The sequence below is a fragment of the Xanthomonas sp. NCPPB 1062 genome (assembly GCF_041481705.2).
Lineage (GTDB): Bacteria > Pseudomonadota > Gammaproteobacteria > Xanthomonadales > Xanthomonadaceae > Xanthomonas > Xanthomonas euvesicatoria.
Genome location: NZ_CM192987.1, coordinates 4,887,342 through 4,910,854 on the forward strand (window position 1 = coordinate 4,887,342; position 23,513 = coordinate 4,910,854).

General features: G+C 66.8%; 15 protein-coding genes. 3 read left to right on the top strand and 12 right to left on the bottom strand.

What is annotated here, in order from left to right; genetic code table 11:
• Positions 1-42 precede the first annotated feature (42 nt).
• From ACCQ16_RS20875 to ACCQ16_RS20920, 10 genes are all read right to left on the bottom strand, one after another.
• Positions 43-2,517 carry a GH92 family glycosyl hydrolase gene (locus tag ACCQ16_RS20875; RefSeq protein ID WP_277573411.1) on the bottom strand — a complete coding sequence of 825 codons (2,475 nt, stop codon included), beginning with the start codon at positions 2,515-2,517 and terminating at the stop codon, positions 43-45.
• Positions 2,518-2,747: 230 nt separating this feature from the next.
• Positions 2,748-5,681 (bottom strand): TonB-dependent receptor domain-containing protein, encoded by a 2,934-nt coding sequence (locus ACCQ16_RS20880; protein ID WP_277573410.1) that lies wholly within the window; start codon positions 5,679-5,681, stop codon positions 2,748-2,750.
• A gap of 669 nt (positions 5,682-6,350) precedes the next feature.
• The gene (locus tag ACCQ16_RS20885) at positions 6,351-6,740 is read right to left on the bottom strand and encodes a DUF2628 domain-containing protein (protein WP_008573104.1); all 390 of its coding nucleotides are present in this window, start codon (positions 6,738-6,740) and stop codon (positions 6,351-6,353) included.
• Positions 6,741-6,851: 111 nt separating this feature from the next.
• On the bottom strand, positions 6,852-8,600 hold the full coding sequence (locus ACCQ16_RS20890; RefSeq protein ID WP_014091571.1) for a sensor domain-containing diguanylate cyclase: 1,749 nt from the start codon (positions 8,598-8,600) through the stop codon (positions 6,852-6,854).
• Positions 8,601-8,712: 112 nt separating this feature from the next.
• A complete protein-coding gene (locus ACCQ16_RS20895; RefSeq protein ID WP_031425262.1) occupies positions 8,713-9,903 on the bottom strand; it encodes a sugar diacid recognition domain-containing protein in 1,191 nt (396 codons plus the stop codon).
• 234 nt (positions 9,904-10,137) lie between these two features.
• Complete coding sequence (locus tag ACCQ16_RS20900) at positions 10,138-11,307, bottom strand: glycerate kinase (RefSeq protein ID WP_031425264.1); 1,170 nt, start codon at positions 11,305-11,307, stop codon at positions 10,138-10,140.
• Between the two features lie 25 nt (positions 11,308-11,332).
• Positions 11,333-12,643: an MFS transporter gene (locus ACCQ16_RS20905; protein ID WP_277573409.1), complete on the bottom strand. Its 1,311-nt coding sequence runs from the start codon at positions 12,641-12,643 to the stop codon at positions 11,333-11,335.
• 472 nt (positions 12,644-13,115) lie between these two features.
• Complete coding sequence (locus ACCQ16_RS20910; protein ID WP_277573408.1) at positions 13,116-14,369, bottom strand: dipeptidase; 1,254 nt, start codon at positions 14,367-14,369, stop codon at positions 13,116-13,118.
• Between the two features lie 280 nt (positions 14,370-14,649).
• A complete protein-coding gene (locus ACCQ16_RS20915) occupies positions 14,650-14,970 on the bottom strand; it encodes a hypothetical protein (RefSeq protein ID WP_003482258.1) in 321 nt (106 codons plus the stop codon).
• Between the two features lie 118 nt (positions 14,971-15,088).
• Positions 15,089-16,255, bottom strand: coding sequence for a class I SAM-dependent rRNA methyltransferase (locus ACCQ16_RS20920; protein ID WP_008573115.1), 1,167 nt, complete (start codon positions 16,253-16,255; stop codon positions 15,089-15,091).
• 264 nt (positions 16,256-16,519) lie between these two features.
• On the opposite strand from ACCQ16_RS20920, the gene ACCQ16_RS20925 reads away from it, so the two are divergent.
• Positions 16,520-17,476 (top strand): TerC family protein, encoded by a 957-nt coding sequence (locus tag ACCQ16_RS20925; protein WP_011349210.1) that lies wholly within the window; start codon positions 16,520-16,522, stop codon positions 17,474-17,476.
• A gap of 303 nt (positions 17,477-17,779) precedes the next feature.
• Positions 17,780-18,568 (top strand): rhomboid family intramembrane serine protease, encoded by a 789-nt coding sequence (locus tag ACCQ16_RS20930; protein ID WP_057682038.1) that lies wholly within the window; start codon positions 17,780-17,782, stop codon positions 18,566-18,568.
• Positions 18,569-18,719: 151 nt separating this feature from the next.
• On the opposite strand, the gene ACCQ16_RS20935 is transcribed toward ACCQ16_RS20930, so the two are convergent.
• The gene (locus tag ACCQ16_RS20935; RefSeq protein WP_057682037.1) at positions 18,720-19,820 is read right to left on the bottom strand and encodes a glycerophosphodiester phosphodiesterase; all 1,101 of its coding nucleotides are present in this window, start codon (positions 19,818-19,820) and stop codon (positions 18,720-18,722) included.
• A 239-nt stretch (positions 19,821-20,059) separates the two neighbouring features.
• Positions 20,060-22,360, bottom strand: a complete 2,301-nt coding sequence (locus tag ACCQ16_RS20940) for a TonB-dependent receptor (protein ID WP_057682036.1) — start codon at positions 22,358-22,360, stop codon at positions 20,060-20,062.
• 192 nt (positions 22,361-22,552) lie between these two features.
• Here ACCQ16_RS20940 and ACCQ16_RS20945 point away from each other — a divergent pair, with 192 nt between their 5' ends.
• Positions 22,553-23,410 carry an acid phosphatase gene (locus tag ACCQ16_RS20945; protein ID WP_218488973.1) on the top strand — a complete coding sequence of 286 codons (858 nt, stop codon included), beginning with the start codon at positions 22,553-22,555 and terminating at the stop codon, positions 23,408-23,410.
• Positions 23,411-23,513 lie beyond the last annotated feature (103 nt).

Here is a 23,513-nt window from a genome sequence, read left to right on the forward strand (position 1 = left end):
GCCTTTTCGCCCCGCAGGGAGAGGGCTTCAACCGCCGTGGTGTTACTGCGCCTGAGGTGTGGCGCAGAATGAAGTGGGCAATGCATCCGCTTGCGTACCCCAGCCTTGGGTGGGCGCCTGCGGGGTGAGCGCAAACGACAGCGTGCCGCCCTGCTGCAGCTGCGCCCAATCCAGGAACACCTGCGGCTGCGGCTTTCCATTCCAACGCACGCTGTCCACGTATTGCAGCGCGCGGCCGTTGGCCCCGGGCGCGTCGATGCGCAGGCGCTTGCCGTTGCCCAGATTCAGCGTGACCCGCTTGAAACGCGGCGCATGCAGCAGGAATTGCCCGCTACCCGGCACTGCCGGATACAGGCCGAGCGCGCTGAACAGATACCAGGCCGACATGGTGCCAAGGTCGTCGTTCCCGGTGACGCCGTTGGGCGCATTGGTGAACAACTGCTGCGCGGCGCGCACCACGGTGGCGGTCTTCCATGGTTGCCCGATCAGCGTGTACATCCACGGTGCGTGCAGGTCCGGTTCGTTGTTGGGGTTGTAGCGGTACTGGTTGTAATAGCTGTACGGGCCGACCACCCAGTGCGTGCGTGCGGCAGTGAGCGGATCTTTCAGTAGATCGTCGTAGGCGAAGAAAGCGTCCAGGCGTTTACCGGTGTGTTCGCGGCCATGCATGGCCTGCAGCATGCCGGGGATGTCCTGCTGCACAAGCCACTGGTATTGCCAGGCGGTGCCTTCGTGGAAGCCGTGCTCGGAGCGTGGGCTGTAGCGATCGTCGGATGGCGCATACCAGCTGCCGTCTTCCAGCCGCGGGCGCGGGAAGCCGGCAAAGCCGGTCTCGGTATCGCGCACATCCGCATCCCAGACGTTGTGCCAGTTGCCGCCGCGTTTGCGCAGCTGCGCGCTGTCATCGCCGTGGCCCAGCGCTTGCGCCATCTGTGCGAGCGCGCAATCGGCCAGCGCGTATTCCAGCGTGGCCGAGCCACCGTGATGCGGGTCCACGTCCATGCCCTTGGAGGGAAACGCACGGTCGTATTGCACGAAGCCGTTGGCCAGATAGTTGGCATTGCCCGAGCGCCCGGCGTGGCGCGAATTGATCGGCGGCTGGCCGAAGGCATTCTGGCGCAGCGCTGCATACGCCTGCGCCTCGCTGCCCTGCAACGCGCCGAAGCGCCACAGATCCACCAGGAACGGGGTGACCGGGTCGCCGGTCATGATGTTGGTGTCGAAGTTGGCATAGCCCCAACGCGGCAGCCAGCCGCCTTGCTGCTGGATCGCCAGCAACGAGCGGCCGATGTCGCGCGCGCGGGTCGGCTGCAGTAGGGCGAGCAGCTGGTTTTGCGAGCGATAGGTATCCCACAGCGAAAAATACTCGTAGTAGGTCCAGCCATCGGCGCGATGGATCGCATCGTCGTAGCCGCGATAGCGGCCATCGGCATCGCTGCCGGTCAGCGGCTGCAGCAAGGCGTGATACAGCGCGGTATAGGCCACGGAACGCTCGTCGTTGCTGGCGCCTTCCACTTGCATGCTGGCCAACGCATTGCGCCAGCCCTGCTGCGCGCGTTGGCGCATCTGTTCAAGACTGAGCAGTTTGCCGCCCTGCATGCCATCGGCACGCAGGTTGCTGCGGGCGCCTTGCGCATCCACATGCGAGATGGCGCTGACCACGGTCACCGCACGCGCGCGCTTGTCTTTGCCCAGCGGGAAGCTGAGCCAGGCGCCGTTGGGTTTGAGTTCGCCGCCCATGCCGTGACGCGCGCCGGGCACACCGCCCTCTTCGCCCCAGACGCCATGCGCGGTGAACGGGCGATCGAATTCCAGCCGGAACCAGGTGGTGTATTCGTGGCCACCGCAGAAACTCTGCGTGGTCAGTTTGCCCTCGACCACGCGGTCGCCGACGATCTGCACCTGGCTGCCGATCACCACATGGCGGTCGTTGGCCTGCGCCACGTTGACCAGCACATGGCCGGTGTCGGCGCCCGGCGCGAAGGTGTAGCGCTCGGTCGCGGCGCGGGTCAGCGCGCTGGCTTCGGCGTCGATGCCGCCGTAATCGGTGAGCCGTACCTTGTAATAGCCGGCCTGGCCGACTTCGCCATCGTGCGTGTAGCGCGCGGCATAGCGTTTCTGGTCGAAGGCCTTGGCATCGTTGGTGTCGAAGTCGCCCCCGGGGCCGATGCGGCCGATGACCGGCAGCAGCGAGACCTGGCCGCCCTGCTCCCAGCAGCCGGCGCCGGACAGGAACGAATGGCCGAAGCCCCGAATGCTGGGGTCGTCATAGCGCCAGCCGGCGTAGTGCGCGCCGATCGGGCTGACCTGGATCAGGCCGAATGGCGCCGAGGCGCCCGGATAGGTATTGCCGTCGTCCTTGCTGCCGATGAAGGTGTTGACCTGCGCCGGGTCTTGCGCGGCCAGCGGGCCGGACATGGCCACGCCAAGCAGGCACAGACCGACCGCGGCGCGGCGCCAGAACGGCGTGCGCGCAGCACGCGCGGTGGAACGGTTGGGCGGTACGACTGACAGCATGCAGAACCCCTTGGGGGAGAGGGCGGCCAAAGCCGCAGGTGGAAGGCGCGTGCCCGCCGCTGCGATGCGCAGCGACCGACGCACGACACGTGCGCGCAACACGAGACACCAAGCGCCGGCATCGTCGTGCGTTTTGGCCGTGCCCCGAATCGACAGGCATCTTGCGTGCCCGGACGATGCCGCAAACACCACCTGTCCATATCCGACGCACGCGTCGCCGATTGCGCGCTTCAAAAATCGAACACGTATTCTGCCGCGATCTCGCGCCCGACCGGGCTGAACAGGCGGCTGTTATAGAACTCGTAATCGAGTTTGTACGGATCCTTGTGGTTGTAGCCGGTGCTGTTGAAAACGTTGTTGACGTACAGGTTGAGCTTCATCGCCGGCGTGATGCGGTAGCCGACATTGACATTCCAGGTGATGGCCGGGCCGATGCGGCCGTAGTACTTGCGGGTGCTCTGGCCGAAGGTGGGGCTGGCCGGATCGGTGTCGGTGCAGTTGGCGCGGTCGTCGGGCACGCCGCCATCGGCGAACGGCACGCAGCCGCCGGGGTTGTCCAGCCGGTCCAGGCCCCAGTGCGAACGCACGCCCGGCACCGCGCCGACGCGATCGCCATAGACTGTGGCATTCCAGTTGCCGTACAGCCAGCTCACGCTGCCGCGCAGCTTGCTGCGGATATCGCGGTCGCGACGCTCGGGGTTGGGGTCGGTACGGTAGGTCTGCTCGAGCATCGAGCGCAGGTTGGTGTAGTCGAGCCCCATCTGGAAATCGCCGACACCGGTCTTGAGCTGGTAGCGCGCCGACAGGTCGATGCCGCTGACATCGCGCTGGGCCAGGTTGATCGGCCCGCGCTCGATGGCGGTGATGGCGCCGGCCGCATTGCGCTGCACGCGCGCCAGGATCGAGGCGCAGTAATCGGCGCCGCCCGGGTTGGACCAGGCCTGCCCAGGCGTGATGGTCAGCCCGGTGCGGCAGCCGGCCTCGTCGCGCAGGATGGTGGTTTCATCGATGTCGCGGATCTCTTCTTCCAGATGGATGCGCCAGAAGTCGGCGGTCAACGACAGGTTCTCGAACGCATCCCAGACAAACCCCACCGTCCAGGAATTGCCCAGTTCCGACTCCAGATCCGGGGTGCCGCGGCGATTGATCGCGAAGGGATAGGTCACCGCGGTGTTGTCGCCGGTGCAGTTGTTGATCTGGTAGGCACCGCTGGCGATGCAGCGGTACTGGTCGAGCGTGCGCACCTGCGCCGAGCTGGGTTGTCCTAGCAGGTAATGCATGTCCGGGGCGCGGAAGCTGGTGGCGTAGCTGCCGCGCAGCAGCAGGCTGTCGATCGGCCGCCACTGCAGGCCGGCGCTCCAGGTGGATTCCTTCTGGGTGCCGATGTCCAACTGATCGGCGGCGTCGTTGAATGCGGTGTAGTCGCCATAGCGATCAAAGCGGCCGGCCAGGGTGGCGGTGAGCGTGGCGGTCAACGGCACGCCGAACTCCAGGCCGCCCGAGTAGCGGGTGCGCTCGCCGCCGCCGCGGTCGACGTTCTGCACTTCGTAATCGACATTGGCACGCGGGTCCGGATTGAGCCGATACCCTTGCTGGGCCGCTTCCAGCACCGCGGCGAATTCGACCGGTCCGGCCCAGCCCTCGAACAGCCGACCGCTCAGGCTGAGCGCTCCCTGGTTGACCCAGGACGCGGCGCGGTTGACCGAATGCGCGCCGATCTGCGCGTACTGGCCTGGCGTCAGCGGGGTCCACCAGCGCGCGCGGTCCAGCGTGTAGGCCGGCAGCCCGTCCACCGTGCCCTGCTGCGGGCCCAGGAAGTAGTCGTTGGCGCGCTGCCAATCGACCGTGGAAATGCGCTCCTGTACCCGGTAGTACGAGCGCCCCAGCGAGGCTTCCCAGTCGAAGCGGCCGTCGGCCAGGGTGCCGCGCAGCCCGGCGCTGATGTCCCAGGAGCGCTCGCGATTGCGGTTGCGCAGGCCGGCCTGGCTGCCGACCTCGCTGGCGGTGAACTGGCGCACGCCGATCAGCTGCTGGCCGCTGGCGGTATCGAAAAAGGCCGGATAGTCCAGCCCGGCCGGCAGTTGCACATAGGGCGGCGAGGTGCCCCACTGCGCTTCGGAGTCGAACACCGCCAGGTTGGTCCAGGCCTGTACGCCGTTGCCGAACTCCCAGGTGCCGTACAGATACCCGGACAGGTCCTTGCTGCCGCTGCGCAGCAGCCATTGGCCGTAGTCGGCGCTCAGCCCGCACAGCTGGCCGGTATTGGTGGTGACACCGGTATTGCGGTTGTAGAGCAGCCGGTCGGCCAGGTAGTACTCGCCGCCGAACTGATCGCAGGCACCGGGCGGCGGCGCCTGGCGGGTGCCGGTGGCATTGTCGATCAGCGCAATGCCGCTGCTGGGGCGAAACCCCACCCGCCGCTGTTCGGTGGTCCAGGCGCTGTAGGGCGCATCGCTGGCGTCGTCCATCTGCGGGCGATCGCGGCCGAACAGCGGGTCGCGGCTGGTGTACTGCAGCGCGTAGGTCACGCTCCAGTGGTCGCCGGTGCGCCCGCCGGCCCAGGACACGTCGGCGGTGTCGCGGCCGCCCTCGGTGGAGGTGCCGCCGCGCATGCGGAACTGATCGCCGCTGTAGTTCTGCTTGAGGATCACGTTGACCACGCCGGCGATCGCGTCCGAGCCGTAGATGGCCGAGGCGCCGCCGGTGAGCACTTCCACCCGGTCCACCGCCGCGGCCGGGATGTTGCTGTAGTTGGAAACGTTGCTCTGGCCGTTGTACGGCAACGGGTAATCGGCCACGCGGCGGCCGTTGACCAGCAACAGGCTGCGGTTGGGGCCGAGGTTGCGCAGGTTGAGCGGGCTGGCATTGGGCGTATGCGAGCCCCAGCTGACGTCCGCCTCCACCGTGCCGATGGCCTGGTTGAGCGTGCCGAGCATGTCGTAGACGGTGGTGAAGCCCTGCGCGCGGATCTCGTCGGCGCCGATGATCTGCACCGGCGCCGGGCCTTCGGCCTGCACGCGCTTGATGCGCGAGCCGGTGACGGTGACCGCGTCCAGCTGTTGCGGAGCGGGGGTCTGCTGGGCCAGGCCAGCCAGGGGCGACAGTGATGCGAGCAGCAGCGCCTGCGACAGGCGGGTGTGGCGGCAATGGCGGAAAGCGGTCATTCAAGCGTCTCGTCGAGGGTGATGGTACGACGGAAAGACAATGTCTTTTCAAACACTTGCGGGCGATTGGCGCGCTTGGATCGATCTAAACCTAGCAGGGCAGTGTGTCATTTGTTGGCAAAGATTAAGCATGCGGCAGCACCCACACCACGCCGCGACGCAACAATCCGGGCGGTCTCAAGCGCGTCTTCGAGGTAGAGACGTCTTTTGGATCAATGGTTTGGAGTACTGAACCCAAACGCCTTGCTAGCTTCGCTAACGGATGAGCCCGGCTGTGACTTCCGACGCTGCCCGGATGGCAGTTGGTCCTGCACCCATTTCCAGGGCCAAACGCCGTTGCGCCAGCCGTGGCGCTGCCGGATCGGAGGGTGCTCTGCGCCGACAACCCCGCTCGCAGCGTGCGCGGGAGGCTGCCCAGGACGCATGGCCGTGCAGCGAGGCCTATTCTCAAATCCTGGCGTTGCTGCGATCGCGTCTGTGCCCGCGCGGCATGAGTCGCGTACGGCGAGGATTGGATGTGCTTCTCCCGCGATCCTCTGCCATCTGGCATGCAAAGGATGCCCACACGTTTGTCCTCAGGTCGGCGCGCTTGGCCCACAAAAAAGCCCGGTCACAGGACCGGGCTTGGCGGCAGGGCGTCGGTGGGGGGGTCCGCGGCCCGACGGTGGCTTACCAGCGCATGCCTTCGAACGGGTTGAAGCTGGTGCTGCCCTTCACCTTGTCTAGGTAGTAGGCGTAGTTGGCGCTCATGCCGGCCAGCAGGGCCAGTGGAATGCTCAGCGCGTTACCGATCGATGCGGGCAGGAACGAGGCTACGATGCCGACCACCAGGCCGACGCCGATCAGGCCCAGCGCCTTGCGCCACAGGCCCAGGATGAAGAAATAGATGAAGCCGAAGAACAACGCGTAGAAGTTCATGCCCACCTTGAGCTTCTCCCCGAACGGCAGGGTCTTGAGCGCCTCTTTGTAGGCAGGGTCCCTGGGACCGCCGTGACGGTCGAAGAAGGCGAAGCGGAATTGCCACTTGGGGCTGAGCTGGGTGCGATCGAAGGTATCCATTCCAATCCATGTAGTTGTAAACGTTTACATGATAGGCGATCGCGTATTCATCGGCACGCTTCCCCGCAGCCGGTCACATGGGTCCGGTGCAGCTTCCGGGTGTGCGCAGGCTCAGCGCTGGTCGCTGGTGCCGGTGCCGCGGCGGGCGCGGCGCAGCGAGTACAGCGAGTGGTCGGCGCGATCGACCACCGCCGCCAGCGCTTCGCCGTCCTGGCGCAGGGCGGTGCCGAGGGTGAAGCGGATCGGCGCGTCCTCGATGGCCCCCATGTAGTCGCGCGTCAACGCATCCAGCTGTGCCTGGGTGGCCTGGTGCAGCAACACCAGGAATTCGTCGCCGCCCAGGCGTACCAGGCGGTCCTGGGTGCGCAGCGGCTGGTTGAGGAACCATGCCATCTGCACCAACACCTCGTCGCCGCGTTGATGGCCATGGGTATCGTTGACCAGTTTGAACTTGTCCAGGTCCACCACGATGCAGCCCCAGCGCACGCTGGGGTCGCGCTTGTCCAGTTCGTCCAGGAAGCGGCGGTTGTAGCAGTTGGTCAGCGGGTCGGTGAACGACCATTCCAGCAGCTGCTTCTCCTGCCGGTACTGGTTGGTGATGTCCTGGGCATGCGCCAGCACCACCGTGGCGTCGGATTCCACGTCCAGCACGTTGTGGTACTGCCAATGGCGCAGGCTGCCGTCGCCGGCCACCAGTTCGATCACTCCCGAATCCTGGCCATCGAGCACCATCCGCGAGAGGTACCCGCGCAAGGCGGCGTGGCGCTCGGGGCGCACGAATTCCACCAGCGAGCGGCCTTCCATCTGCTCGACGCTGCGGCCGAGCGAGCGTGCGGCGGCCGGGTTGATGCTGACCAGCCGGCCATGCATGTCGTGGGTGCAGATCAGGCCCAGGCTGTACTGGAACATCTTGCGGAACTTGCGCTCGCTGGCGGCCAGCGCGTCCACCGCCTGGTGCCGGTCGGTCACGTCCTGGACCGCACCGATCAGGCGCATGCGCCCATCCACGTGTTCCACCGATCCGGTGCTGTGCACCCATAGCCGCCGCCCGGTGGCGCTGGTCAGCGGCAGCTCCAGATCCCAGGACGTGCCGTCCCGCACGCAGGCTTCGACCGCTTCGGTAATGACCGCGCGCGCTTCCAGCGGATAGAAGCCGATCGCCTCGGTCAGGCTGGGCCGGTAACCGAGCGGAACATCGTGCAGGCGGCAGGTCTGGTCCGACCAGATCAGCGTGCCGCTGGCCACGTCCACCTCCCACCCGCCGACCCCGGCCACCCGGCCGGTGCGCTCCAGAAACGCTTCGCTCTCGCGCAGCCGCTGCTGCAGCTGGGCATTGGCCGCCTCGCGCTCGAGCATCACGCGGCGTTGCTCCAGGCCTTCGGCGGCCACCCTGGCCAGTTGCTGCAAGGCCTGCAACTGCGCCGGCTCCAGCGCGCGCGGGCGCTGGTCGATCACGCACACCGTGCCCATGCGTAAACCATCCGGCAGCACGATGGGGGCGCCGGCGTAATAACGGATACCGGGCGCATCGGTGACCAGGGCGTTGTCGTGGAAGCGTGGGTCGGCCGGCGCATCGCGCACTTCCATCACCGCATCGCCCTGGATGGTGTAGGCGCAGAACGCCAGCTCGCGTGGGGTTTCCGAAACCCCCGGCAGGCCGATGTTGGCCTTCCACCACTGCCGATGTTCGTCCACCAGCGAGACCAGTGCGATGGGGGTACCGGCGATCGCCTGCGCGGCAGCGGCCAGCGCGTCGAAAAACGGCTCGGCGGCGGTGTCGACCACCTGCAACAACGCCAGACGTGCCAGGCGCTGGGCCTCGCTAGACGCAGATGACACGACGGTATCGCACTGGTTCAACGGAGCGCTCGCGGCCGGGCAATCCGCGCAGTCTAGCGGACTGCGCATACCAGCCAAGGCGGCGTTCCGTGCGCCACTGCACAGGGCAGCGTTGCGGCGGTTGTGGCCTCGCTCAGTCGGGGGCGTGCGCGTCGGTGTTCGGCGTGGTTGCGGCGCTGTCGTGGCGCATCTGCAGCGCCAGGTACAGGCGCATGCAGTCGTCGGTATTGCCCAGGTCCACCGCGCACAGTTCCTGGATGCGCTGCATGCGGTAATCCAGGGTGTTGCGATGAATGCCCAGCGCCTTGGCGGTGGGGGCCATGCGCATGCCGGCGCCGAACCAGACCGACAAGGTCTTCAGCAACTGACTGCGACGGTCCTGCGCCAGCAGTGCCTGCAGCGGCTTGCGCAATTCCTCGGCCTGCCAGGCCTGGCGCAGGTCGTCCACCAGCACCGGCAGGCGGTAATCGTCGTAGAAGAAGGCGTCGGCATGCGGGGTGCGCGCCTTGCCGATGCGCATGGTGGTGCGCGCGATCTGATGCGACAACGCCAGGCCGTTGGCCTGCGGAAAATACTGGCCCAGGGCCAGCCGGATGCGCAGCCGGCTGCTGGCGCGCATGCGCTCGAGCAGGCTGTGCGCGCGACGGCGTTGCTCCTCCACGTCCCAGTGGCCACGCCGGTCCAGTGCCGGCTTGAGCACCACCAGCTCGTTGAGCGCGGTGGCGGCGATCAGGTTGCCGCGCTCGGGCGTGGACAGCAGGGTGTGCAGGCGCTGCAGTTCCACCAGCATCGCGTCCAGGTCCAGGCTATCGCTTTCCACTTCGATCACCGCGGCCACGCGCGGCAGGTCCAGCGCGATCCCGAGCCGCTCGGCCCAGCCGGCCAGCGCCGGGGTCGGGCCCTCGGGCCGGATCAGGCCCAGCGTGACCTCTTCGCGCAGGCGCGCGTCGCGTGCCAGCAGGCGCAGCAGCCCGGCCTGTTCCAGCATCGCTTCGGCGGCCATGCGCACCAGCTCGGCCTGTTGCCCGATGCGCTGCGGGTCGCCGGTCAGCCCGACGCAGCCGACGATGCGGCCCTCGGCGATCAGCGGCAGGTTGACGCCGGGGCGCACCGCATCCAGCTGCTGCGCCAGGGCGGCATCGATCTCCACCCGGCCCTGCCGGGACAGCACCAGCAACGCACCTTCGTGCAGCTGGCCGATCCGCGCCGGCTCGCCGCTGGCGATGATGACGCCGGAGTGGTCCATCACATTGACGTTGCCGTCGATGATGGTCATCGCGCGGTCGACAATGGACTGCGCCAGGGTGCGGTCGAGCGTGAGCATGGGCGGGGGTCTGTTGCCGCGATCAGGAGCGGTCACGGTGGCATGTTCGCTTCGCGGATGTTCGGCAGGTGTGTGACGGGAGCAGTTGCGGCCGATGCCCGGGATCGGTGCGAAGAACGCTGACCGCCTTCGCGCGGATCGGTCGCACATGCAGTGGGCGCGCACCCTGTCCAGGAGGCCGCCCCGAACGCAAGCGCAGGTGCCCCACCCCTCCGAGCCACCCGGGCACTGCCGTCAGCCCCGCTCGCGCCCCGACCCGACCTGTGCCAATGCCCCGCCCAGCTGCAGCGCCGCGGCCACATTGCGGGCGGCGATGCGCACGTTGCTGGCGGCTTCGGCCAGCGCCTGCTCCACCGTGCAGGCGCGATGCACCACCGCAAACATCGCGTCGATGCCGTGCCCATGCAGCAGCGCGGCGCCGTTGCCCAGGCAACCGGCGATGGCGATCACCGGCTTGCTGTGTCGTTGCGCCACCCGCGCCACGCCCACCGGGGTCTTGCCGTGCAGGCTCTGGCTGTCCAGGCGGCCTTCGCCGGTGATGACCAGATCGGCCTGGGCGACCAGGGCATCCAGCCCGAGCGCCTGCGCGACGATCTCCACCCCGGGCCGCAACTGCGCACCCAGGTAGGCCACCAGCGCCGCGCCCAGGCCGCCGGCCGCACCGCCGCCGGGCAGGTCGTGCAGGCGCAGTCCCAGGTCGCGTTGCAGCACATCGGCGTAGCGCTGCAGGTTGCTGTCGAGCTGGCGCACCATGCTGGGGGTGGCACCCTTCTGCGGGCCGAATACCGCCGAGGCGCCGGTCGGGCCGATCAGCGGGTTGTCCACATCGCAGGCCACTTCGAACTGGCAGTCCTGCAGCCGCCGGTCCAGGTCCTGGGTATCGATCCGCGCCAGCGTCGCCAGCGCGCCGCCACCGGGGCCGATCGACTCGCCCTGCGCATCCAGCAGCCGCACGCCCAGCGCCTGCGCCAGGCCGGCGCCGCCGTCGTTGGTGGCGCTGCCGCCGATGCCGATGATGAAGCGCCGCGCGCCGGCATCCAGCGCGGCCAGGATCAACTCGCCCACGCCCGCGGTACTGGTGCGCAGCGGCGCGCGCTCGGCCGGCGGCACCAGGGCCAGGCCGCTGGCGGCGGCCATTTCGATCACCGCGGTACGGCCGTCGCCGGTCAGGCCGAAGAACGCCTGCACCGGGGTGCCGAGCGGGCCGCTGACCGTGCAGTCGATCACCCGCCCGCCGGTGGCCGCCACCAGCGCATCGACCGTGCCTTCGCCGCCATCGGCGACCGGCACCTTGCGGTACTGCCAGTCGGGGAACACCTCGCGGAAACCGGCCTCGATCTGGGTGGCGACCTCCAGCGCGGACAGGCTTTCCTTGTACGAATCGGGGGCGATGACGATCTTCATGGGCACACTCGCTGGGACGGACGCATCACCGGTTCACCGCGCGTGCCGGCACCCGCAGCACCAGCGCGGCGCCCAGCGCCATGGCGCCGGCCAGCACGTACAGCGCCACTTCGGTGCTGTGGGTGGTGTCCTTGATCCAGCCCACCAGGTACGGGCTGACGAAGCCGGCGACCTGGCCGGTGGAGTTGATCAGCGCCAGCCCACCAGCGGCGGCGGCGGCGGTGAGAAAGCCGTTGGTCAGCGGCCAGAACAGCGGCAAGCCGCTGACCGCCCCCATCGTGGCCAGGGTCATGCCGAACACCGCCAGGCCCAGGTTGTCGGTGACGCGGGCGGCGATGCACAGGCCGGCCGCGCCCATCAGCAACGGAATCACCAAGTGCCAGCGACGCTCGCCGCGACGGTCGGCCGAACGGCCCATCAGCACCATGAACACCGCCGCGGCCAGGTACGGGATCGCGCTCATCAGACCGATGCGGATCGGGTCGGTGACACCGCTGCCCTGGATGATCGACGGCAGCCAGAAGTTGATCGCATACACCCCGCTCTGGATGCAGAAGTACACCGTGCCCAGCAGCCACACCGCCGGATTGCGCAGCACTGCGCCCAGCGAGGTGGACGCGCCGGCCGGCTTGCCTGCTTCGTCCTCGGCCAGCACGCGTGCCAAGGCCTGTTTTTCCTGCGGGTTGAGCCAGCTGGCCTGTTGCACGCCGTCGCTGAGCAGGAACCACACCCCGATGCCCAGCAACACGGTCGGCAGGCCCTGCAACAGGAACATCCATTGCCAGCCGGCCAGGCCGCCCTGCCCGGCCGAGAAGTGATCCAGGATCCAGCCGGACAACGGCCCGCCCAGCACCCCGGAGATCGGGATCGCCGACATGAACACGGTCATGACCCGGCCATGCCGGGCACGCGGGAACCAGCGGGTCAGGTACAGCACGATGCCGGGAAAGAAGCCCGCCTCGGCCGCACCGGTGAGCAGGCGCAGGGTGTAGAACCCGGCCGGGGTGCGCACGAACAGCAGGCAGGTGGAGAGCAGGCCCCAGCTGACCATCATGATCGCCACCCAGCGCCGGGCACCGATGCGCTGCAGGATCAGATTGCTCGGCACCCCGCAGGCCAGGTAACCGATGAAGAAAATGCCCGCGCCCAGCCCGTACACGGTCTCGCTCATGCCCAGGTCGCCCAGCATCTGCAGCTTGGCAAAGCCCACGTTGACCCGGTCCAGGTAATTGAACAGGTAGCAGACGAACAGGAACGGGATCAGCCGCCACAGGATCTTGCGGTAGGTCGGACCCATGTCATCGGAGGGCGGCAGGGGCCGGGTGGCTTGGGTCATCGCACGCTCCAGCAGTCGGAAGGCCAGCCGGTGCGCAGTGCGGCAGCACCGACACCAGGCAGGTGGTCGACGCATTCTAGATTGAGCGTTTTCCCGGAATCATCGTCAGGGTGTTGCCTGTCTGCCGGCTGGCACGCGCAAATTTTCGTGCAAATGCCCAAATCAACTGCAACCGCTCCCGGCGTGTGCCGGGCTCGGAACGCAACAGCCACCATGCTGTTGGTGCAGGGCTGGCCGCCCCGATGCAGCGACGGCGCCCCGCCACCCAACCGCTTGGCTGACACCTAGCGCCGGCGCACTCCGCGCGCGCCCCAACCAGCCCATCCGGCGAAGAAGCCCGCGGCAGCAACGCGCCTCTACCCCAGCCCTGCACTCACAACCAAGCCGGCGGCCAGCACCCAGCCCCACACGACACACCGCCTCGGCTTTGCGAATCCCGATTCCCGAATCCCGAATCCCTGGTCCCCCAGCACTACCTCCCCACTCCCGATTCCCGTTTCCCGGCCGCATACGCCTGCGCCTGGCCCATCACCCGCAACAGGTTGCCGCCCCAGATGCCGGCGATCTGCTGCTCGGTGTAGCCCTTGCGCAACAGCCACGCGGTGATGCGCGGCAGGTCGGAGACATCTTCCAGGCCCACCACCCCGCCACCGCCGTCCCAATCCATGCCGATGCCCACGTGCTCGGGCCCGACCACTGCCAATAAGTGCTCAAGATGCGCGAAGAAGTCTTCTTCGGTGGCGCGCTTGATCGGGTAGCGCGCATCCAGCTCCTTCAGCGCGGCGCTGAGCTTGGTACCGTCGGCGATCTTGACGTGCTCCCAGCCGCCGTATTGGTCGGTGAGCGCCTTCTCGGCGGCCTTGCGCTCGGGGCTGGCGCCGCTGTCCACCAGGTAGCCGCCGTAGGAATTGACCTGGATCACCCCGCCATGCGCGGCCAGCACCTTCAGGCGCGCATCGTCGATATTGCGCGGGTGGTTGTAGACCGCGCGCGCACCGCTGTGCGAGAGCACGATCGGCACCGGCGACAGCGCGATCAACTGGTCGAACACCGCATCGGAGGCATGCGATTGATCGATCACGATGCCCAACGCCTGCGCCTGTTGCACCAGCTGTTTGCCGGCCGGGCTCAGGCCGTTCCACTCCGCGCCCTTGGGGTCGGTGGCCGAGTCGGCGAACTCGTTGTTGAGAAAGTGCACGGTGCTCATCAAGCGCAGCCCCTGCGCGTAATAGAAGCGCAGCAAGGTGGGGTCGGCTACCAGCGGGCTGGCGTTTTCCATGCTGATGTACACCACGCGCTTGCCGGCGGCCTTGATGCGCGCGGCGTCGGCCGGCGTGGTGGCCAGTGCAAAACGCTGCGGTTGCGCGGCCACCAATGTGTGGATCTTCAGCAGGCGCTGCAGACCGGCATCGCGATCGTCCAGGTGCGCGGCCGCACTGCGATCGCCCTGCCCGGTGTAGACCGCCCAGAACCCACCATCCAGCGCGCCTTCGACCATGCGCGGGTAATCCACCTGGGACAGGCGGTTGCCGGCATGCGCCTGCAAGACGTCGAAGTCGGCGCGTTCCAGATTGGCCGGCGTATCCAGATGCGAATCCAGCGTGACCAGGCGTTTCTGCAGGGCAGTCGCGCGCGCCAGTTCGGCCTTGGAAAACTCCAGCGCATGTGCGGGCAGCGCAGCGGCCAGCAACAACGGGGCAGACAGGCAAAGCGAACGCAGGTGCATGCGATCTCACAGGCAGTGGGGGTGAGCCGATCATAGCGGCTGGCTACACGCACTGCGGCCACACGTGGGACGCTGCAGCGCTGCGGTCGATCCGCACGGCGTGGCGTGCGATACGCGCGATGCAAGCGCAGTTCTGCGGCGATGCCGATGGCGTGCGCACGCGCGATGCTGTCGAGCGACGCCGCCATGCCGGCAACCACGGCGCGGGCGGCCGCTCGTCGTTGCAGATCGGTTTGATCTGCCTGGCAGCGCGCGCAAACCGCCTCGCGCGCTATATCGCTCAGTCGTCCAGTTCTGCCAGACGCGCGCGCACGCTGTCCACATCGATGTGTTCGCGCACATGCGGCCACTGCCGCGCCCACACCGAACGGAACACGATCCACGCACCGAACACGCCCAGACAGGTCGAGCCCAGCGCCAGCAGCAACGGGTGCAGCGGCGAACCGTCGCCGGTCTGGAACAGATACATGAAAGCCCCGGAAAACAGCAGCCAGACGCCGAACACCGGCCAGTTGCTGGCCAGCAGGCTGGCATTGGGCCGCTCGATCTGCCGCAGCAAGCGGCGCAGGGCCTTGCGTTCGTCTTCGTCGCTGGAGGTCATCGGCTGCCGGCTCCTGGTTGCATGTCTGCGTTGACCTACTGCTGGCCGACGATGGCATCGCGCCGCGAAAGACGCTGCCTGCCACACGGCAGCGGGCGTCTTTCGCCGCAACGCGCTGCTACATCACCCGGCAGAACACCGCCTTCAGATAGCGCGATTCCTGCACGTGCGCCATGAACGGATGATCGGGACCGGCCCCGGCCACTTTCAGGATCTGGATGGTGCGCCCGGAGAAATATGAGGCGCGCCGCAGCATGTCCAGGAACTCCTGCTCGGCCACCAGACCGGTGCACGAGAAGGTGGCGAACAGGCCGCCCGGCTTGACCACGCCCAAGGCCAGCTTGTTCATGTCCAGGTATTTCTTCAGCGCCGGAATCACCTGATCGCGGTCGCGGGTCATCTTGGCCGGATCCAGGATCACCACATCGAACTGCTCGCCGCGGTTGGCCGCATCGCGCAGCCACGGAAAGATGTCGGCCTGCACGAACTTGGGCCGCACGTTATTGAGCTTGGCGTTGCCCTTGGCAATGGCAATCACGTCTTCGTCGATGTCCACGCCCAGCACTTCGGCCGCACCGCGGGCGGCCGCATACACCGCAAAGCCGCCGGTGTTGCAGCACAGGTCCAGCACGCTCTTGCCTTCGACCTGCTCGCTCAGCCACTGGCGGTTGTCGCGCTGGTCGGCGAAAAAACCGGTCTTGTGCGCACCGGCCGGGTCGGCGCGGAACTTGATGCCGTGCTCGGTGATCACCGCCGCTTCGGTGGTGGTGTTGCTGTGGAAATCGAAGCTTTCCTGCTTTTGCACATGTTCGTCGGCAAAGCTGTGGAAGCGGCAGCCAGGGAACTGTTCGCGCAGCGCCTCGTAGATCCATTCGCGATGACGGAACATGCCGGCGGCGAAGAACTCCACCACCACCAGGTCGCCGTAGCGGTCCACCACCAGGCCGGACAGGCCGTCGCCTTCGCTGTGCACCACGCGCCAGGCGTCGGACACGCCATCGAGCTTGAGCCAGTCGCGGCGCAGGCTCACTGCCGCGGCGATCTTGCGCGAGAACCAGCCCGCATCCACCGGCACCGACTGGTCGGTTTCCAGGATGCGCACGGCAATGCGCGAATGGCCGTTGTAGAAGCCGCGGCCAATCCATTCCCCATCCACGCCGACCACATCGACGATGGTGCCGGGCTTGGGCTTGGCGGCGGGCTTTTCCACCAGCTTCTGGAAGATCCACGGGTGGCTGGAGCGCCAGGCATTCTTGAGACGGACGACGGGGACTGGAATATTCATCGGCCCATTGTATCCGGCTGGATTGACGTGCCTGCGCCGGGCACGCAGAATCGGGCGCAGAAGGGGAGTAGCTCCCAGCGTTGTCGCCGTCATTACGAGCCCGCCATGTGCAGCGCTCCGGTGCAACGGCAACCGGCCCGGCCGGTTGCGAGCGAGACCTTCGCCGCGCAGGCGAAGGTCCGTCACCCGGAATCCACGATTTCCGTGTCACAAGGCCTCAGCCCGCCGGCTGTCCAGGCCGCTTTCACTTTTTTCGGGATTCTTATGCAAACCATTGGCAACGTCTGGTTATGGGGTGGCTTCGCGGTGGTGGTGATCGCCGCGCTGCTGATCGATCTGGTGCTGATGCGCCACGGCGGCGCCCACAAGGTCACCTTCAAGGAGGCCACCTGGTGGAGCATCGGTTGGGTGCTGCTGGCGCTGGCCTTCAATGCCGGGCTGTGGTGGTACCTGCAAGGCAGCGTCGGCGACGCCCAGGCCGACCAGATCGGGCTGCAGTTCCTCACCGGCTACCTGGTGGAAAAATCCCTGGCGGTCGACAACATCTTCGTCTTCCTGATGGTGATGACCTACTTCGGCGTGCCCGAAGAACAGCGCCAGCGCGTGCTGATCATCGGCGTGCTGGGCGCGATCGTGCTGCGCGCGATCATGATCTTTGCCGGCTCGATGCTGCTGGCCAAGTTCCATTGGCTGCTCTACGTGTTCGGTGCGTTCCTGCTGCTGACCGGCATCAAGATGTGGTTCTCCGCCGGCAAGGAGCCGGATCTGGAAGCCAACCCGGTGCTGCGCTGGATGCGCGGGCACCTGCGCCTGAGCCCGCAGTACCACGGCAACCTGCTCAGCGTGATCAAGGACGGCAAGCGCTGGTTTACGCCGCTGTTCGTGGTGCTGATTTTGATCGCGGTGATCGATGTGATCTTCGCGGTGGACAGCATCCCGGCGATCTTCGCGATCACCACCGACCCGTTCATCGTGCTCACCTCCAACGTGTTCGCGGTGCTGGGCCTGCGCGCGATGTTCTTCCTGCTGGCCGGCATGGCCGACCGCTTCCACCTGCTGCCCTACGGCCTGGCGGTGATCCTGGTGTTCATCGGCATCAAGATGATGATCATCGATCTGTACAAGATCCCGGTGCTGGTGTCGCTGGGCGTGGTGGTTGCGATCCTGGTGGCGACCATCGTGCTGAGCCTGCTGCGCCCGCCCAGGCCGGCCGGGCACTGAGGGGCCGGGATTGGTGGTTCGGGAATCGGGAATCGGGAATCGTGGCGCAGCCTGCACTGCTGGCAACCATGCGCACCGACCATCTCGCCAGGTCCTTGCAGCCAAGCTGCAGATCGGCCGGAAGTGGACTTTGCAGATGGCGGATGGCGCGGCACGTGCGGTGCCGCGCCTCATCCACTTGCGTCATGCGCGGCAGACGACGCCAGGATTCGGCGGCGGGATTGGATTATCCCGCCGCCGGGCCTGCTTATCCCGAGTTTGAGAGGCTTGTAAAAAAACCCGCGCGACGCCATCCGTGAAGGTATGACACCGCATCCTGTTGCCGCCGCCGACACCACCGCCCAAGCTCGCCTGGATCGTTCCCGGGTCTTGCGCGCCTTCAATGTGAGCCTTGCCGCCGTGCTGCTGCTGGTGGCGGTGTTCACCGCCCAGGGCATGTTCGACTGGCGCGCCTGGGCGGTGGCACCGCTGCAGGCCGACGGCCTGCGCGGCATCCTCACCGCACCGCTGCTGCATGGTTCGCTGGCCCACCTGGGCGCCAACGCCGCGGCGCTGCTGATCCTGGGCACGCTGGCCGGCAGCGTGTATCCACGTGCCACCGTCATGGCGCTGCCGCTGTTGTGGCTGGGCTCGGGCCTGGGCGCATGGCTGCTGGGCGAACCCGGCAGCCGGCATCTGGGCGCCAGCGGCGTGACCCACGGGCTGATGTTCCTGGTGTTCGTGCTGGGCCTGCTGCGCCGCGACCGCCCCGCGATCGCCACCAGCATGATCGCCTTCCTGTTCTACGGCGGCATGCTGATGACCATCCTGCCGCACGAAGCCGGCGTGTCCTGGCAATCGCATCTGGGCGGTGCGGTGGCCGGCCTGATCGCCGCCCTGCTGCTGCGCCTGCGCGACCCGCAACAGGCCAAGCCGCGCTACAGCTGGGAAGACGAGGACGAAGACGCCGCCTGGGAGGTGAGCAACCCTGAGCACGCGATGCTGGAACCGCCACCGCCGCGTCAGGTGCCGGTGCTGTGGCAGCGCCAGGACGATGGCTCGCAGAGCGTGGTGCTGCATTTCCCGCCGCGCGAACGGCCGCCAGGTGCCTAAAAAATTTTCAGGCGACTTTCGAATCAATCAACGCCGTTGCTCCGCTCGCGCGATCGACGGCGTTGCTCTGCCCTGCGTAGGCGCGTGCCTGCGCGCGACGGGCTGTACCGCTAGAGCCCGTCGCGCTCTGGCGCGCTCCTACAGATGCTGATTAGCGCGAGGTGTGCCCGCTCAATGCGCGCCGCGCCAGGCCCGGGTCGTCGGCAAAGAACGCATCGATGCCCGCATCCAGATACGCCTTCAACTCGACCAACGCGCCGGCGTCGTTGCGCTCGGTCACCGCGCCGCTGCTGCGGTTGTTGGCGGCCAAAAAATAGTTCTCCGGCCGGAAGGTGTAGGGCTGCACCTGCAACCCCGCCGCATGCGCGTCGTGCACCAGGCTGGTGGGCGCGCCCAAACGTTGCTGCGCATCCAGCGGGATGATGCTGCGGATGTCGGGGCCGATCGCATCGGCATAGCGTGCGACCTGCTTCAGGCCGTCGGGCGTGATCATCTGCCCGTAGGTCTTCGGCGCATCGTCCGTGCCGGCATCGGGCAGCGCCATCTGCGCGCCACCGAGCAACTGCAGCAGGCCGATGTTGCTGGTGCGCCCGATCTTGTCGCGCAGATAGCGCAGATTGCCGGTCTCGAACGACTGGATGATCACCGGCGCAGTCCGGGTATAGGCATGCGCCTGCAAGGTGGCCAGCACCTTGTCTTCCATCGGCAGGCCCAGCGCCTTGAAATAGCTGGGGTGCTTGATCTCCGGAATCAGCCCGATGGTGCGGCCGGTCGCTGCCGATTCTGCGGCGACGAAATCGATGATCTCCTCGAAGGTCACGATCTGGAATTGCCCGTCCCAGCGCGTGCCGCGCAGCTGCGGCAGCCGCTCGCGCGCACGTAGCGTCTTCAACTCGGCCAGGGTGAAATCTTCGGTGAACCAGCCTTCCATCGCCTGACCGTCGATGGTCTTGCGCGTCTTGCGCGCAGCGAATTCCGGGTGGCTGGCCACATCGGTGGTGCCACCGATCTCGTTCTCGTGCCGCGCGATCAGTACGCCATCCTTGGTGGACACCAGATCCGGCTCGACAAAATCGGCGCCATCGACAATGGCTTTGGCATAGGAGGCCAGGGTGTGTTCCGGACGCAGCGCACTGGCGCCGCGGTGCGCAAAGATCTGCACCGTCTTGGCCAGCGGCGCTTCGGCAACTGCCGGGCCGTTCATGCCAACCATCATCGCTCCCACCAACCAGATACGACCGAACTGCATCATGCATCTCTCCAACGAAAAACAGGTACCGAATCGACGCCTGACCGCCGGGCGAGTCTGGTCGATAGGCGGCGCGGGAGGTACGACTGTACATCCCGCTTCCGCTGCATCGTCAGCACCCGCCGGAACATCACTCGCGACGTCTTGTTCGCCAGCCTGAAACTGTCTGCGTCGATGGAAACCGGAATTCGGTAAGCAACCGCAAGACCGGCTCTTATGATTCCCAATCCCGATTCCCCTCCTTAGAACTTCGCATCCAGCGTCAAGAACACCTGCCGCGGCGCACTGGCATGGAAGGCCAGCTGGCGGCCGTTGGGATCGCTATTGGCGAAGGCCGTCAGGTTGGAGGCGTAACGCTTGTCGGTGAGGTTGGTGACATTGAGCGAAAGCTTGAGCCCCTGCAGCACGCCAACCTGGCCGAAGTCATAACCACCGCCCGCATCAAAGGCGGTGTAGCCGCCGAAGCCCTGGTCGTTGGTGTAGGTGTAGTAGCGCTGGCCGGTGTACTTGCCGCGCAGGTTGAGATTCCACGGCCCGTAATTGAAGGCCAGTTCGCTGGCGAACATGCGCTTGGGCGTGTCGACGGTGTACTTGCCGGCGGTGGGAATCACCACGCCGTTCTGCACGTAGTTGTCGTCGTAGGTCGAACGGTTGATCGAGGCCGAGTTGTACCACTGCAGGTAGCTGGTCGGCTTCCAGATCACCGTCAGTTCGCCGCCGCGGCTGCTCACCGAGCCGACGTTGAAGAAGCGCGTGGTGCATGCGGGCGTGGTGCCCTGCTGGATGCTGGCGCAGGGGTTGAGCGAAAGCAGGCGGTTATCGAAGGTGACGTCGTAACCGACCAGCGAGGCTTCGAAGCGGTCGCGCACGAACCGATAGCCCGCTTCCAGCGTGCGCGATTTCTCCGGCTCCAATGCGCCGACGCTGGCATCGAACGAGGCCTGGGTCACCAGCAACGGGCCGCCGGCGCCGCCGCCCTGGAACGCGGCGATGTTTTCCGCGTACGAGGCGAACACTTCCTGGCCTTCGGCCAGGCGATAGCCCACGCCGATCTGCGGCAACACCGATTCGCTGGCCTTGAGCGAACCGGTGGCCACCGGCGCTTCCACTGCCACGCCCGGCGTCTCGCGCGCGGTCATTTCGGTGCTTGGGCTCTTGACGCCCAGGTCCAGGCTCAGACGCTCATCCAGGAACCTGAAATTGCCCTGCACGTAGAACTGCCGCGTGGTGATGATGTAGTTCTGCGAGAACAAACGGCGATTGGGATTCTGAAGGAACTTGTCGTCGCTGACCGGACCATCGATCCAGTAGAAATTGCGCTCCACATCGTGATGATTGCGCTCGTACCACAGGCCCGCTTCCAGATGATGCGGGCCAAGATCCCAACCGAGCGAGGCGATGCCGCCGGTGCGGTTGATCCAGTAATTGGTGCTGCGGATGGAGATCGGCAATGCCTGCGGCGTACCCGGATTGGATGCCTGGCCCGGCGACCACCAGTGGCCCTGGCCCTTGTTTTCATGGTGATAGACCTGCGTGTGCAGGCTGATCGCATCGTTGGGCTGGAAATCGCCGGCCACGTAGAACAGGTCGTCGTCGCGCAAGGCGCGGCTCTGGTAATACGCATCGTCGATGTTGTCGACACCGCCGCTGAAACCGCAACGCGCGGCATTGCGCGTGGCCGGTGCGCAATACGCCGCAGCCAATGCGCGGTTCCAGTCCGGCGCGTACAGATTCCAGTCCCAGCCCAGGCCGCGCGCCATGCCGCTCTTGGACAGGTACGCATAGTCGGCCTGCGAAGTACGCGAGGTATCGGCGAATGCGGTCAGCTTGCCGCCATCGAACTGGTACACGCCCTTGGCATTGAACTGCCGCGTGGTGGTCGGCGATTCCGGGCGCGCCCACATGTCGGCTTCGGCATTGATGCCCGACACATACGCCGAAAACCCATTGTAATCGCCGGTATCCACGCGCAGGAAGGTGCGCCGATTGGCATCGGAGCCCACCGTCTGCGACACCTGCCCGCCGAATACGCTGGACGGATCGGCCGAGTAATACTGGATGGTGCCGCCCAGGTTGCTGGTCGACGCCGTGCCCAACGCACCGATGCCCGAGGCCAGCTCCACGCCGCCGAAGTTTTCCGCAATCAATGCGCGGCTGATGTTGAGGCCGTTGTAGTTGCCATAGGCGTTGTCGCCCAACGGCAGGCCGTCGAGCGTATAGCCCAGGCGCGTACCGTTGAAGCCGCGCAGGCTGATCGTCTGCGATTCTTCGTTGGCACCGAACGCATCGTTGGATTGCACGTTCACGCCCGGCATGCGGTTGAGCAGCTTCTGGATGCTGGTGCCCGGCGGCAACACCGCAATGTCCTGCGGGGTGATGCGCTGCACCTGGCGGGTTTCGCCCTGGCCGATCACCGACACCGCATCGAGTTGCTGCACGGTCGCACCGGTATCGGCAGACACCTCAGGGTCGGCGGCGTAAGCGGCAGGCGCGAGCACGAGCGCGGCGAGAACGGCGGCACTTAACTGATGGGTCTTGGGCATGAGCGGCGTTGGGGACGAGTCAAAAGATGGCGGCAAGCGTGCGACAGTTGTCTTGCGTCGATGCGACCGAAACATGACAGTGCAACGACAACCGTTTCGCATCCCTGGCCGTTGCTGCGTCGCGTTGGCATGCAGCTGTCATCGAGCCGTCGTAATCTGCGGGCTCTTCCATTCGTGTTGTCTGAGGTTGCCATGTCGCAGCGCATTGCTTGCCACTCTCACCGGACGCTGGTCAGCGTTGCCATCGCCGCGCTGTTGATCGGCAGCGGCATCGCAAGTGCACGGGACAAGGCAGCCGCGAAAGATTCGGTGCTCGCCACCGATGCGCATGGGTACCTGGAGAAACAACAACTGCCCGACAGCGTGCAGCTGGTGCCACCGCCACCGCAGGAGGGCAGCGCTGCGCTCGCCAACGACGAGGCAGTGGCCAAGGCCATGCTCGCCCTGCGCGGGACACCGCGCTGGGAGCTGGCCGCGCAGGACGCGGTGCTGAGCTTTCCGGCTGCGGCCACGCACTTCAGCTGCGCGCTCGGCATACAGATCGACCAGACCAGCACCCCGCACCTGATCCGTTTGCTCGAACGCAGCATGCGCGATGCCAGCACCGCGACCAGCGCCGCCAAGGCACGCTATCAGCGTCCACGCCCGTTCATGCGCAACGCGCAACCGATGTGCACCCCGGCCGATGACGCGGCCCTGCGCAAGAACGGTTCCTACCCCTCCGGCCACACCGCCATCGGCTGGACCTGGGGCCTGATCCTGTCCGAAATCGCCCCCGCCCACCGCGACGCCCTGCTCGCGCGCGGCCGCGCCTTCGGCGACAGCCGCCTGGTCTGCAACGTGCACTGGCAGAGCGATGTCACCCAGGGCCGCGTGGTGGGCGCTGCCACGGTCGCCGCATTGCACGCCAATCCTGCGTTCGAAAAAGACCTGGCCGCCGCACGCCGCGAGATCGAACAGGCGCAGGCCAAGCAGCCGGCTGTGTCCTCGGTGGCTGCGTGCAACGCGGAAAACCAAGCGCTAGGGACCGCATTGCCTGGGGTGATGTAGTCCACCGCACGCGCATGGCCGATGCGCCTGCAGTGCTCGGACGACGTGCGAGAGGTTGCGCCCGCATCGCCGTCCACGCAGATGATGTGCCGCGGCAGCTGCG